The following is a 13807-nucleotide window of genomic DNA, read 5'->3' as shown; positions in this document are numbered from 1 at the left end:
GGGATTTCAGTCTCTCCGCTTGGTTGCCGGCTGCAGCGCGCTCTGCGCGATGTTGACGACGATGTTGCAGAACAGCACGAACACGATCGCCACGACAAGCGTTCCCTGGACGATGGGAACGTCTCCGCGCAGCGCGGAGTCGGCGGCGAGGCGACCGAAGCCGGGCATGGAGAACATGGTCTCCATCACGACGGCGCCGCCGATGAGCGTGGGGATCTTCATGCCCAGGATGGACAGCGCGGGCCCGCTGCCGTTACGCAGTGTGTGCACGAACAGGATCCGGGCCGGACTGATGCCCCGGACCACCGCGCCGGTGACGTAGTTCTGGTCCAGCTCCGCGACCAATCCGGTGCGGAGTTGTCGCGCGATGTCGGCGACGACGTCCATGCTCAACGCGATCGCGGGCATGATGATCAGCGACAGCCAGCGGCCGAAGTCCTCGTCCGGCGGGACGTACCCGGCCGACGGCAGCCAGTGCAACCCGACGCTGAGGACGAGGATCAGTCCGATCGAGATGACGAACGGCGGCAGCGTCGAGGCCACCGACGTGTAGGCGGTGATCAGCCGGTCGAGCAGGCTGCCCTTGTAGACGGCGGCGAGCACCCCGAGTCCGACGCCGAGGACGAGTCCGATGACCAGAGCCACACCCGCGATCGAGGCACTGACGGCCAGCCGCTCACCGATCAACTCGCTGACCGGGATCTTGCTGAACCACGAGACCCCGAGGTCGCCGCTCAGCATGCTCGACATCCAGTCGACGTACTGCTGCCAGACCGGCTTGTCCAGCCCGAACTCGGCGTCGATGCGGGCGATCGTCTCCGGGGTCGCGGCGTCGCCGGCGATCCCGGCGGCCGGATTCAGCCCGCTGGCCGCCCCGAGCAGGAAGGTGATCAGGGTGGAGAACAGGAAGACCGGGACCACGATCAGCACGGTGCTCAGCACGACCCGCACCGCCGCGCCGAGCGCACCCGCCGGCATCGGGAGAGCGAATGTTCTCCCGGTGCCGGCGGTCTGGACGTCTGCGGTGGTCACGAGACCGTGACGCCTTCCCACCGCACCTGGGACGGCAGGATGTTCAGGTTCTTCAGGTCCGGGTTGGACACGATGATCCACGGATTGCTGAAGATGTAGTTCGTCGGCGACTGCTCGACCCCGACCTTGACGGCCTGCCACAGCCGCGGCTTGTACTCCGGGTCCTCGAGGGGCGTACGACGCACGGCGTCGAGGGCGGCAGTGAACTCCGGCGACGCGTGCGGGCCGCTGAGGTTCATGATGCCTTCCGGACCGTAGACGGCGAGCAGGTTCTGCACCGGTGATTCACGCCCGATGGTGCCGTCCGTCGCCAGCTGCGGGTTCTTCGCGATGTAGACCTCGCTCTGCCACGTCGACGATCCCGGCGGCACCACCTTGATCGTGGATTCGACGCCGATCTTCTTCAGCTGCGACTGCACCAGCTCTGCCCGGTTGGTGGCCGCCGACTGCGCGGTGATTTCGAGAGACAGCTGTCCGGGCCCAAAGCCCGCCTCGGTGAGCAGACGAGCTGCCTTGTCGGGGTCGTAGTTCCAGAGCTTCTCGATCTCGGGGTTGAAGGCGAGGTACCCGCTGGGGAACGGCTGGCTCGTCGTGCTGCCCAACCCGTTCGTGATGACGTCGACGAACGCCTGGCGGTCGAATGCGTAACGGAACGCCTCGACGACCTTCGGATTGTCGAACGGGGCCTTGTTGAGGTTGATGGAGACGTCGTTCGCGGCCAGCGACGGCTTCACGGTCACATCGAGACCGGCGGCCTCGGCTTCCTTGGACTGCAGGGCCGGTAGCGTCGCGAAGTCGATGGAACCGGACTGGACACCGGCGACGAGTGTGGCCGGGTCCGGGGCGACGCTGAGTTCGAAGTGATCGATGTGGATGTTCTCCGCGTCCCAGTAGTTCGGGTTCTTCTCGAAGTACGCGTGGTCCTCGGCGACGAAGTCGGTGATCGTGAACGGACCGGCCCCGACCGGCCACACGCTGAGCTTCTGCGGGTCGGCGGCCGCGGTCGGGCTGGCGATGGCCCCGGTACGCCCGGCGACCAGGTAGGGGATCTGGTAGTCGGCGTCGGCGAGGTGCAGCGTGACGTCGGTGGCGCTGTCGGCCGTGACCTCGGTGACGCCGGCCAGCTGATCGCGGAGGAAGGAATCGTCCTGGGTCTTGCCGCGATCGAAGAACGCCTTGACCGCCGGGGCGTCGAGGATGGTCCCGTCGGAGAAGGTGAGACCGTCACGCAGGGTGAAGGTCACGGCGGTGCCGTCGGCGTTGTACTTCCAGCTCTCGGCGAGTGACGGTTCGACGTTGCCCTCGGCGTCGAGCCGGGTCAGCGACGCGTACGCGAGGCTGATCGTGTTGATGTCGTTTCCGGTCCGGCTCGTCACCGGATCCCAGGAGGTGGGGAGGTTGAACGCCCACTTGACCTCGGCGCCGTCCGAGCTGCTGCCGCCGCCGCACGCGGTGGCAACGAGCCCGACGATCACTCCGAGTATTACGGCGCCGACGATCCGCCGGCTCTTCTTGCTCACTGGGTGCTCCTGACCATGCAAGGGGGGGTGGTGATTCAGACGCTCGCGGACAGCGATGCGGTGGTGCCGGGCAGCGGGGCGGGGTCGACTCCCTCACGCCGCGCGCGGGTGTAGCGGTTCTCCGCGAAGGGCAGACCGAGGTTGCCGCGCAACGTGTTCTGCTCGTAGTCCTCCCGGACGACCCCGCGCTCGCGCAGGATCGGCAGCACCTCGTCGACGAAGCGCTGGAACTGTGCCGGGTGGCCGATGTGGATGTTGATGCCGTCGAGGGCGTGGCCGTCCAGCCAGCGTTGCAGTTCGTTCGCGACGGTCTCGGCGCTGCCCGTGAACGGCGACGTCTTCGGTGCGCTGAGCGCCTCGACGGTCTGCCGCAGTGTCAGCCCGCGGTCGGCGGCGAGGTCGGCGATCTTCTTCGCCTGCGTGTAGAAGCTGCGCTCGGCGTGCTGCAGTGCCTCGGCGGGGAACGGCGCGTCGAGGTCGTACTGCCGGAAGTCGTGCCAGCCGAATGGCCGGCCCAGTTCCCGGAGGGACTTTCCGAAGTCGTTGTCCGCCAGCTGGGTTGCACGTTCGATCTCGCGGGCGTCGGCGTCGGTGTCGCCCACGGTGACGGTGACTCCCGGCAGGATCACAATGTCCTCGGGAGCGCGCCCGTAGGCCGCGGCGCGGGTCTTGATGTCGGTGTAGAACGCCGCGCCCGCCTCGAAACTCGGCGCGTGCGTGAAGATCCCGTCGGCGATCCGCGCTCCGAGGTCGCGGCCCTGGTCGGAGTCGCCGGCCTGGAAGATCACCGGCTGCCCCTGCCGCGAGCGTTCGATGTTGAGCGGGCCCACCACCGAGAAGTGCTCGCCCCGGTGGTCGAGGGTGTGCAGCTTGTCTGCGTCGAGGAAGCGGCGGGCCTCCCGGTCGCGCGGAAACGCGTCGTCCTCGTAGGAGTCCCACAGAGCCTTGACGACCTCGACGTGTTCGAGGGCCCGGCCGTAGCGGGTGGCGTAGTCGTAATGCTCCTCGAGTCCGTAGTTTCCGGCGGTACCCGAGTCGCCACTGGTGACCACGTTCCAGCCGGCACGGCCGCGGCTGATCAGATCGAGGGACGCGAACCGTCGCGCGAGGTTGAACGGCTGGTTGAACGATGTGGTCAGTGTGCCCACGAGCCCGATGTGTTCGGTGGCCACCGCGAGCGCCGACAGCAGCGTCAGCGGCTCGAGCCGGTTCAGGTAGTGCGGGGGCGAGTCGGGGGTGATGAATTGGCTGTCGACGATGAACACGAGATCGAACCGCGCCTGCTCGGCCAGCCGCGCGTACCGGATGTACCAGTCGATGTCGACGCTCGCGTCGGCGGGAATCTCCGGGTCCAGCCAGGTGTACGGGTGCCCGGGACCACCCGTGGGGGTGAGGACAGCTCCCAATTTCAGTTGCCGTCTCGTCATGTTCTCGCTCCTTCGTCGTTCGCCGTCAGGCACCTGCCTCGGCACGCCGCGTTGAAGTGTATGGAGCAAACAGACGCGTGCAGAGTATTAAATTCTCGATGTTTCAAAACATATTTCGTATGTCCCGCAGGGCTGTCGAACAAAGTCCGATCAGTCGAAGAACTCGCGCGACGACTCCGCGACGGCCACCGCGACGACGTCGGCGAGTTGCCCGATCAGGTCCGGGTCGTCGGGCAATTGGGTGGCCGACAGGCGTAGGAGTTGGCGTGCGGGCGCCTGCACGAACGAGCGGGATCCGGCCCCCACCGAGATGCCCTGCCGCGCCAACGCGACGAGGGCCGCGGTCTCGTCCGACACCGTTACCCACACGACCAGACTGTGCGGGCCCGCGAAAGCCTCGATGCCACGGTCGATCAGCGCCCCCAGCAGCGACGTGCGTCTGGCGGCGTAGCGCTCGTGCGCCGCCGTGACCGCGTGCTCGGCGTCGGCGCTGCCGATCAGATGGGCGAGGGTGTTCTGCAGGATCCGGCTGTTCGAGCCGACTCCGTGGCTGCGCACCTTCATGGCCTTCTCGATCAGTTCGCGGGACCCGCCGAGAACGGAGGTCCGCACGTCGATCCCGTATGCCTTGCAGTAGCTGCGGATCCGGACGACACGCTGCGGCAGTACCGATCCCAGAGAGGGAGGCTGCTGCGGTTCGAGCGGTCCGATCGAGTCGTCCTCGACGACCCACACGGCCGGATGCCGCCGCAACACCTCGGTGAGTTCACTCGTGCGCCGCGCGCTGACCGCATGGTCGACGGCGAACGGCGCACCGGGCTGGAACACGAAAGCCACCGCGCCGGCGGTCAGGGCCGCGTCGAGAGCGTCCGGCCGGGGGCCGTCGCGGTCGGCGCCGACCCCGACCGCATCCAACCCCAGGTCGCGGAGGGTGTCGAGAACACCCGGGCCCAGGGGCTCGTCGACGGCCACCATCGAACCGGGTGGTGCCGCCGCCTCCACGGCCAGCAACAGCGCCTCGGTGCCACCGCCCGCCGTGGCCCAGGCCTCCGGTTCGAACGGCCAACCCGGCGCGACGGCATTCCGCAACCGCTCGGTCATCAGTTCCCGGCCGAACACATTCAATGTCTCGGCGTCCAGACTGGACAACAAAGCGTCGGACAGGGAGGGCTGCAGCGCCAGGTCCGGTGCATTCTGCGCCAGGTCGACGCCACGCCAGTCCGGTATGCCACGCTCGGGCACGCTGTCGAGCGGCGGAAGAACAACGGTGCCGCCGCGGCGACGGGTCTGCACGAACCCCTGTTCCTGCAACCGGCCCCACGCGTTGACGATCGCACCGACACTGAGATCGGTCGATTTCGCGAGTGCGCGGACGGTCGGCAGGCGATCGCCGGGGCCGAGCTCACCCGACCTGATGAGGTCGGCGACGGCATCGGCCAGTTCCGCGGTGCGGCCGTCGATCTTGTCGAGCAACCACTCCGGAGCTATCGTCTCCGACTCCAGCACCGCTGACATCCACACCCCTTCGATCGACAACCACTACCGCCCCCGCGCCCCGCGAGTCCGGGTCACTGCGCGAGTGCCCCGGCCGGTTCGCGGAGGATGATGTCGGGCGTCCCGGGCAGGCGGAGACGCTCGAGGAACTGCACGATCTCAGCGGCGACCGACCGGTGGGACACGTCGTTGAGGATGTCGTGCAGCCCCTCGTGAACGACGACGACCCGGGCGTCGGGCAACGCGGACGTGACGGCCAGGACGTCCGCTGCCGGGCTCAGTACGTCGGCGCCGCCGTGCACGACGAGGACGGGAACCTGCACGTGGGTCAGCGAATCGGCCGTGGCGACCGGCGTTTCCGCACCGAGCGTTCCCCGCTCGAGAGCGTCGGCCGACGACAGGACCCCCCGATGCACGGGACACGCGGAACGGATCTCGAGTTCGCCGTCCCACTCTCCGGTGAAGGCGTCGGCGCCCGCGACGAGAAGACCCGCGGCCACCACACCGGACACGGCCGGATGCGTCGCGGCCAGGTCGAGGGCGGTCAGGGTGCCGCTGTCCGACCCGACGAGGGTGACCGGAAGATCGGTCTCCGCATCGGCGATCACCCGAGCAGTCGCCGCGGGATCGTTCTCCACCACCGCGACACGGTAACCGTCGAAGGCGATCCGGCGGGCGAACCGGCGGTACACGTGAGCATGCTCACCGCGGCCGGCGACCACGATCACCGAGCCACGCACAGTCGCTTCGGGTTCCAGCCAGTCGATGTCCACTGATTACCTCATTCGGGGGATTGTTCGCAGGATTGACTGCGTCACCCTGACCCACACGCGCGAGGTCGAACAAGACTAATGCTCGAGCAGAACAAAACGCGTGCCTTCTCGCCGCGCTTCGTGTTTTGTTCCGAACATATTCGTTTTGCTCTGCCATTCACCCGCTCTGCCATTCACCCAGAAGTATCGACGAAGGGACAGACACACCGATGCCCGAGACCACAGGGTTCGCGACCCGGCAGGTCCGCACCGGCTATCAACCCGGAACGCCGCAGAACACCGCGATCCCCCCGATCTACCAATCGGTTGCCTACGATTTCGGCAGCTTCGAACAGGCACGGGACATCTTCTCCCTCCGCCGGAAGGGAAACCTGTACAGCCGCACCGGGAATCCCACGCAGGCCGTGTTCGAGCAGCGCCTCGCCGATCTCGACGACGGAGTCGCCGCCCTGGCCACGGGTTCCGGGCAGTCCGCTGTCGCGGTCGCCCTCCTCACGCTCGCCAAGTCCGGACAGCACATCGTCGCGGCGCGGCAGCTGTACGGGGGAACCGTCGATCTCCTCACCGACACCTTCGCGGACTTCGGGATCGAGGTCACGCTCGTCGATCAGGACGACCTCGACGCCTGGCGTGCGTCCGCGCGTCCGGAGACCCGGGCCTTCTTCGCCGAGACGATCGGCAACCCCGTCGCCTCCGTGCTCGACGTCCGGGCCGTGGCCGACATCGCGCACCAGGCGGGGGTCCCGCTGATCGTCGACAACACGATCGCCACCCCGTATCTGCTCCGCCCGAAGGACTTCGGAGCCGACATCACCGTGTACTCGGCCACCAAGTTCATCGGTGGGCACGGCAGTTCGCTGGGTGGTGTGATCGTGGACCTCGGCACGTTCGACTTCGGCGCGGAACCGCAGCGGTGGACCCAGTTCACCGAGCCATACCCGCGCATCGGTGACCTCGTGCTATGGGAAGAGTTCGGCCGCGAACGCAGCGCCTACCTGGTCTACGCGAAGACGAAGATCGTCCACGATCTCGGTCCCGCACTGTCCCCGTTCAATTCGTTCCAGCTGCTTCAGGGGTTGGAGACGCTGGACCTGCGGCTGGAACGGCAGGTCGGTTCGGCGCTGGCGATCGCACACTTCCTCGACGGCCATCCCGCGGTCGCCAAGGTCAACTACCCCGGATTGCCGGACAACCGGTGGCACGCTGCCGCCCAACGGTATCTGCCACGCGGCGCCGGCTCGGTCTTCTCGTTCGATCTCGCCGTCGACGACTCGAAGGTGGCGAAGTTCATCGACTCGCTGCAATTGTTCGCCATCGTCGCCAACATCGGCGACGCCCGTTCGCTGGTAGTACACCCCGCCACCACCACGCACAGCCATCTCGGCGACACGCAACTCCGCGACGCCGGATTCGGCTACCGCACCGTCCGATTGTCGATCGGACTGGAAAACCTGGAGGACCTCGTCGACGATCTGCGTGCTTCGCTCGACGCCATCACGGAGGAATGACATGCACTTCGGCTACTGGACGCCCATCTACGGCGGCTTCCTGCGCAACCTCGGCGACGAAGGGATGCCCGCCACCTGGGCCTACGTCAAGAAGCTCGCACAGCTCGCCGATCGTCTCGGATACCACACCACCCTCGTGCCCGAGCTCTATCTCAACGACCGCAAGGGCGTCGACGCGCCCAGCCTCGAGGCGTGGTCGCTGTCGTCGGCGATCCTCGCGGTCACCGAACAACTCCGGGTGATGACGGCGGTGCGACCGGGATTCCACCTGCCGGCGGTCACCGCGAAGGAATCGGCGACGATCACCGACATCGCCGGAACAACCGAGGCGGGTGCGGCACGGTTCGCGCTCAACGTCGTCGCCGCGTGGTGGGAGGAGGAAGCCCGACAGTACGGCGGCGCCTTCACCCGGCACGACGATCGATACCGGCAGGCCACCGAATTCGTCGACGTTCTCCGTGGGCTCTGGGAGCACACCCCGTTCACCTACCAGGGCGAGCACTTCAGCGTGCGCGACTCGATCCTGTCGCCGAAGCCCGGCATCCATCCCCCGGTCTTCGCGGGCGGGGAGAGCGAGAGCGGCCGCGAATCGATCGCGACCTTCGCCGACTCGTATGTGCTGCACGGCGGCACCGTCGAGGAGGTGCGCACGAAGATCGCGGACATGAACGCACGGTCGCAGCGAATCCACCAGCGGGACATGGCCGAATTCGGCATGTCCACGTACATCATCGTGCGCGACACCGAAGCCGAGGCCCGCGCCGAACTCGAACGCATCACCACCGTCGATCCGCACTCGCCCGGGTATGCGTCGTTCGAGGAGTTCGTGAAGAACTCCGAACTCGACGTCGAGCTGTCCAGGCGCGAGTACTCCGTCGGCACACGTGGACTGCGTCCCGACCTCGTCGGCACACCGGAACAGGTCGCCGAGAAGATCCGCGCCTACCAGGATGCCGGTCTCACCCTGCTGCTCATCCAGTGCTCCCCCGCGCACGAGGAACTCGAGCGCATCGCCGAGCAGGTCTTCCCGCTCGTCCCCACCCGTGAGTACTTGTTAACCACGGGCGGTTAACAAGTACTCACGGGTCGGGCCTTGACCGGACCACTCGCCGCGAGTAAGGATGAATATGTTCTGTGCGCGGCGATTTCATTCCCGGAGAGAGGAATTCACACCCCCAGGACCAATGGCGGCGCACCCGTTACATACGGCCGCACGAGGGCCGCGCGCGCAGCGCGAGGGGATGTGTCATGACAGACATCGAGGTCGACTATTGCGTCGTAGGCGCCGGATTCGCCGGACTGACGGCGGCACTGCGCCTGAAGCAGGCCGGACAATCGGTCGCGCTCGTGGAGGCGCGTGACCGGATCGGCGGCCGAACGTTCACCGAGGTCCGCGAAGACGGTTCGTGGATCGATCGGGGCGGTGCGTGGATCGGGCCGGGACAGGACCGGATCTACGCCCTGATGGACGAATTCGGCGTCAAGAGTTACAAGCAGTACACCGACGGCGAGGCGATGATGGTCGTCGACGGCAAGCAGTACCGGTACAGGGGCACGATTCCCCTGACGATGAGTCCGTGGGCGGCCGCGAATCTCGGCGCCGTGTTCGTCGAACTCGGCGAGATGTGCAAGACGATCCCGCTGGACGCGCCGTGGGAGGCGAAGAAGGCAGCGAAGTGGGACTCGATCAGCCTCGCCAAATGGCTCGGCGACAACACGCTGTCCACACCCGCCCACGACCTTCTCGAGACCGCCATCGCCGGCTGCTACACGTCCGCGGCGTCCGAGGTGTCGATGCTGTTCGTCCTGTACCAGATGGCATCCGGCGGCGGTCCGAGTTTCGTCCTCGGTGTGAAGGACGCCGCCGAGGACGCGCGGCCGGTCGGCGGAATGGGTGCCGTCTATCGTCCGATGGCAGCCGAGATCGGCGACGCGCTCCACCTGTCACAACCCGTCCGGGACATCGCGCAGGACGGCGACGGCGTGACCGTCCGCTCCGCGGATCTGGCCGTGCGGGCCCGGAGAGCGATCGTCGCGGTACCCCTCGCGATCGCGAGCCAGATCGTCTACGAACCGCTGCTGCCGATGGATCGGTCCTTCCTGCACCAGCGAATGCCGAGCGGTGCGGTCATGAAGATCGCCGTCCTCTACGACGAACCCTTCTGGCGCGCCGCCGGACTGTCGGGGCAGTCGGCGGCACCCGACTCCCCCGCGACCGTCACCATCGACGCGAGCACGGATACGGGACGTCCCGGTGTTCTATGCGTGATCGTCGAGGGACCGATCGCCCGCAAGCTCGGGACACTGCCGGAAGCGGAACGGAAGAAGGCCGTGCTCGGCGAGTTGACCGCGAGGTTCGGAAGTAAGGCAGCCTCCCCCGTCGACTACATCGAGCAGAACTGGAGCGTCGAGCGGTACTCCGGCGGCGGCATGCTCAGTCATGCGCCGACGGGAGTGCTCACCCAATTCGGGCGCGCCCTCCGCAAGCCCTGCGGTCGCATTCACTGGGCAGGAACGGAGAGTTCGTCCGTGATGTGCGGATGGGTCGACGGGGCCATCCGGTCCGGGGAGCGCGCCGCCCGCGAAGTCACCGAACACGACGGCGTGCTGTCACCCGCCCGCGCTCAGTAATAGACGGCGCCCGGAGCACCACCGCCGACGGCCACCGCGTCGCCGGTGATCCCGACACTGCGCGGTGACGCCAGGAACGTGACGACGTCCGCGACCTCGCTCGCGTCGATCAGCCGGTGGATCGAGTTGGTGGCCAGCCGCGACTCCAACTCGGCGACCGGAACACCTTCGTCCTCGGACTGCTTGGCCAACCGGTCGACGAGTCGCTCCGTCCGCGTCAGTCCCGGATGCACCACCGTCACGTTGATTCCGTGCGGCCCGAGTTCGTCGGCGAGGTTCTTCGTCAGCGCCGACACACCGACGTTCCGCACGGTCTGCGCGATGGAATTGGCCTGGCGTGCACCGAGCCCGCTGATATTGATAATCCGTCCCCACCCCTGCTCCACGAGGTGCGGTGCCACCGCGCGGGCGGTCCGCAGATAGCCGAGCACCTTGATCTCGAGTTCAGCGCGCACCACGTCGTCGGTGGTGGACGCGAAGTCGCTCGGCTTGCCCGCACTCCACGGTGTGGCCGCGGCGTTCACGAGAATGTCGACGCCACCGAGTTCGTCCACCGTCCGCTGCACGAGGGCGCGCACCGAACCGTCGTCGCCGGTGTCGGTGGGGACGCCGATCACCCGGCGCCCGGTCTCCTGCGACAGCGTCTTCGCCGCCAATTCCAGCGCCTCGACGCCCCTGGCCGCGAGCACCACGTCGACCCCCTCCGACGCGAGGCTGCGCGCGATCGCGAAACCGATTCCGCGGCTGCCGCCGGTGACGACGGCCCGCTTGCCGCCCAGACCGAGATCCATGTCGTTCTCCTCATCTCCACTGTCCACCCCTCGGTTCGAGGGTAGGACCGCGGCGGTCGGGAGTCACGGATTCGGTTCAGCGTGAGGCCAATTGCGCTCCGCACCCGTGCGCCTTTTTGGTAGTCACTGCTACCAAAAAGGCGCACGGCGGCGAAGCCGCCTACCGCTGGATCGACTTGATCTCGAGGAACTCCTCGAAGCCGAGGACGCCGGCCTCGCGGCCGATGCCCGACTGCTTGTACCCGCCGAACGGGGCGTTGGTGTTGAACGCCCCGCCGTTCACCTCGACCTGGCCTGCGCGCAGCTGCCGCGCGACGCGGTCGGCGCGGTCCTGGTCACCGGACCACACGCCGGCGGCGAGGCCGTACTCCGTCGCGTTGGCGATCCGCACGGCGTCGTCCTCGTCCTGGTATCCGATGATCGACAGGACGGGGCCGAAGATCTCCTCCTTGGCGATGGTCATGTCCTCGGTGACACCGGAGAACACGGTGGGGCCGACGAAGTAGCCGGATTCCTGGCCGGTCTCCCGGCCGTCGAGTACGGCGTGCGCGCCTTCCGCGATGCCCTGTTCGATGTAGCCGCGCACCCGCTTCAGCTGGTTCGAGTTCACCAGCGGCCCCAGCACGGAGGTGGCGGCCGTCGGATCGCCGACCGAGTAGTTCTGCGCGACCTGCGCCGCGATGGCGGCGGCCTCGTCCACCTTGCCCGCGGGGACCAGCATCCGGGTCAGCGCCGAGCACGTCTGACCGGAGTTGAGGAAACACTTGGCCACTCCGTCGGTGACAGCCTTCGTCAGGTCGGCGTCGTCGAGAATGACGTTGGCGGACTTGCCGCCGAGCTCGAGTGCCACCTTCTTCACCGTCTCGGCCGCGACCACCGCGACCCTCTTGCCCGCGCGGGTGGAGCCGGTGAACGAGACCATGTCCACCTCGGGATGGCCGGCGATCGCCTCGCCCACGACGGGCCCGAATCCGCTGACGAGATTGAACACGCCTGCCGGCAGACCGATTTCGTCGAAGACGTCGGCGAGTGCGTACGTGGCGAGCGGTGCAACCTCGGTCGGCTTGAGCACCACGGTGCACCCCGCGGCCAGAGCACCGCCGACCTTGAGCACCACCTGGTGGAGCGGGAAATTCCACGGGGTGATCGCCCCGACGACACCGATCGGCTCGCGCACGATCAGCGAGTTGCCCACCTCGTGGGCGTCGAAGTCGTAGGTGGCGGCCAGTTCGGCGAAGGCGGCGAGGTTCGCGAGCGGCATGCCGATCTGGATGGGCTTCGCGAATCCCAGCGGCATGCCCATGTCGCGGGACACCAGGGCAGTGAAGTCGTCGAGGCGCTCCTGGATCAGGGCGGCCGCCTTCCGGAGGTACTCGCCACGTTCCTTGCCGCTGAGCGCAGACCATGCGGGGAAGGCTGCTCGCGCGGCCTTCGCGGCGCGATCGACGTCGTCGGCGGTGCCCTCGGCGACCACCGCGATGACGTCTTCGGTGGCCGGATTCACCACGTCGATCCGGCCCGTCCCCTGCGAATCGACCCAGGATCCGTCGATGTAGATCTTGGTCCGGTCCAGAACTTCGCTCATCGGTCTGCCTCCAGTGAATGTGTCGCGGATCCCCTGCGCCCCGCAGCCTACGACCGGAATCGTCCGGCGAGGGGCGAATGCGATCTCCCCGAATCACATACCGGGATGCCACCGATCGCGGACCATCGACTACGGCAGCACATCAATAGGAGGAGCGATCAGATGCGCACGCAGTCACCGGCACGCGCCCTTCTCGGCGTACTCGGAATCACCGCCGCGCTCACCGCCTCGGCCTGTGGCTCGACGGACGAGACGGGGACCGCCGAACCCTCGCGTGACATCACCGTCACGAGATCCGCACCGTTCGAGGCGACCGCACCGCACCCCGACCGCTGCCTGATCGGCGAACTACAGGTGACGCTCGGACAGGCGAGCGGGGCCGCCGGATCTCAGGAGATCCCGCTCGTCTTCACCAACACCGGCACCCGAAATTGCGTCCTCCACGGATACCCGGGGGTCTCGTACGTTGCGTCCCCGGACGGTCCGCAGGTGGGTGCCGCGGCCGATCGGGACGGCGGCACCGAGACTCCGGTGACGGTCGCTCCGGGCTCGCGGGCCACCGCAGCCGTGCGCGCCACGGTGGTGCAGAACTATCCGGCCGAGACGTGTGGCCCCACTCCGGTCGCGGGATTCCGGGTGTACCCACCCGACGACACCGGGTCGGTATTCCTCCCCTACCCCACCACCGGCTGTTCGCAGACCGGCGTGAAACAGCTGTCGGTGCAGCCCGTGATCGGGTGACCTGGTTCACCCGCCCCGGGTGAATCGGCTCACCCTGTTCCCGACCTACCGTCGGGCTACCGACTCGCGTAGAAGGAAGGCGGAGGCATGTTCGAGATCATCCGCGAAGTGCATTCCGAGGTTCAGCACCGCCGCGGTCCGCGGCACCACCACCATCTCCTCACACGACCGCAACGCCGGTCGCGGATCCTGAAGCACTTCCACATGTGATCCGCCGGGGTGGCCGGTCCTCCGACCGGACCTGTTCTTGCCTTCGCTAACGATTGGCGCGGATGGGTACTATCCGACGTCGTGACTGACAGCAG

Annotated in this window: 12 protein-coding genes; 5 read left to right on the top strand and 7 right to left on the bottom strand. The window is 67.5% G+C overall.

Going from position 1 to position 13807, the window contains the following annotated elements:
- Window positions 1-6: 6 nt before the first annotated feature.
- From QM841_RS05525 to QM841_RS05505, 5 genes are all read right to left on the bottom strand, one after another.
- Window positions 7-1032, bottom strand: coding sequence for an ABC transporter permease (locus QM841_RS05525; RefSeq protein ID WP_283331203.1), 1026 nt, complete (start codon window positions 1030-1032; stop codon window positions 7-9).
- A complete protein-coding gene (locus QM841_RS05520; protein ID WP_283331202.1) occupies window positions 1029-2552 on the bottom strand; it encodes an ABC transporter substrate-binding protein in 1524 nt (507 codons plus the stop codon). The genes QM841_RS05525 and QM841_RS05520 overlap by 4 nt, the downstream gene beginning before the upstream one ends.
- A gap of 35 nt (window positions 2553-2587) precedes the next feature.
- Window positions 2588-3979 (bottom strand): LLM class flavin-dependent oxidoreductase, encoded by a 1392-nt coding sequence (locus QM841_RS05515; RefSeq protein WP_283331201.1) that lies wholly within the window; start codon window positions 3977-3979, stop codon window positions 2588-2590.
- A 150-nt stretch (window positions 3980-4129) separates the two neighbouring features.
- Window positions 4130-5494, bottom strand: coding sequence for an aminotransferase class I/II-fold pyridoxal phosphate-dependent enzyme (locus QM841_RS05510; protein ID WP_283331200.1), 1365 nt, complete (start codon window positions 5492-5494; stop codon window positions 4130-4132).
- 53 nt (window positions 5495-5547) lie between these two features.
- Window positions 5548-6246 carry an alpha/beta hydrolase gene (locus tag QM841_RS05505; RefSeq protein ID WP_283331199.1) on the bottom strand — a complete coding sequence of 233 codons (699 nt, stop codon included), beginning with the start codon at window positions 6244-6246 and terminating at the stop codon, window positions 5548-5550.
- 209 nt (window positions 6247-6455) lie between these two features.
- On the opposite strand from QM841_RS05505, the gene QM841_RS05500 reads away from it, so the two are divergent.
- The 3 genes from QM841_RS05500 (at window position 6456) to QM841_RS05490 (ending at window position 10385) form a co-directional block, all read left to right on the top strand.
- Window positions 6456-7754 (top strand): O-acetylhomoserine aminocarboxypropyltransferase/cysteine synthase family protein, encoded by a 1299-nt coding sequence (locus QM841_RS05500; protein WP_283331198.1) that lies wholly within the window; start codon window positions 6456-6458, stop codon window positions 7752-7754.
- Window position 7755: 1 nt separating this feature from the next.
- Window positions 7756-8826 (top strand): LLM class flavin-dependent oxidoreductase, encoded by a 1071-nt coding sequence (locus QM841_RS05495; RefSeq protein WP_283331197.1) that lies wholly within the window; start codon window positions 7756-7758, stop codon window positions 8824-8826.
- Window positions 8827-9002: 176 nt separating this feature from the next.
- Complete coding sequence (locus tag QM841_RS05490; protein ID WP_283331196.1) at window positions 9003-10385, top strand: flavin monoamine oxidase family protein; 1383 nt, start codon at window positions 9003-9005, stop codon at window positions 10383-10385.
- On the opposite strand, the gene QM841_RS05485 is transcribed toward QM841_RS05490, so the two are convergent.
- Together QM841_RS05485 and QM841_RS05480 are read right to left on the bottom strand one after the other, a co-directional pair.
- Window positions 10379-11176: an SDR family NAD(P)-dependent oxidoreductase gene (locus QM841_RS05485; protein WP_283331195.1), complete on the bottom strand. Its 798-nt coding sequence runs from the start codon at window positions 11174-11176 to the stop codon at window positions 10379-10381. The genes QM841_RS05490 and QM841_RS05485 overlap by 7 nt on opposite strands.
- Window positions 11177-11336: 160 nt before the next feature.
- Window positions 11337-12761: an aldehyde dehydrogenase family protein gene (locus tag QM841_RS05480; protein WP_283331194.1), complete on the bottom strand. Its 1425-nt coding sequence runs from the start codon at window positions 12759-12761 to the stop codon at window positions 11337-11339.
- A gap of 162 nt (window positions 12762-12923) precedes the next feature.
- On the opposite strand from QM841_RS05480, the gene QM841_RS05475 reads away from it, so the two are divergent.
- A complete protein-coding gene (locus QM841_RS05475) occupies window positions 12924-13502 on the top strand; it encodes a DUF4232 domain-containing protein (RefSeq protein WP_283331193.1) in 579 nt (192 codons plus the stop codon).
- 87 nt (window positions 13503-13589) lie between these two features.
- On the top strand, window positions 13590-13712 hold the full coding sequence (locus tag QM841_RS05470; protein WP_283331192.1) for a hypothetical protein: 123 nt from the start codon (window positions 13590-13592) through the stop codon (window positions 13710-13712).
- Window positions 13713-13807 lie beyond the last annotated feature (95 nt).

The sequence above is a fragment of the Rhodococcus sp. IEGM 1307 genome, assembly GCF_030056915.1.
GTDB classification, from domain to species: Bacteria; Actinomycetota; Actinomycetes; order Mycobacteriales; family Mycobacteriaceae; genus Rhodococcus_F; species Rhodococcus_F opacus_D.
This window is presented reverse-complemented; position numbering and strand designations above follow the sequence as displayed.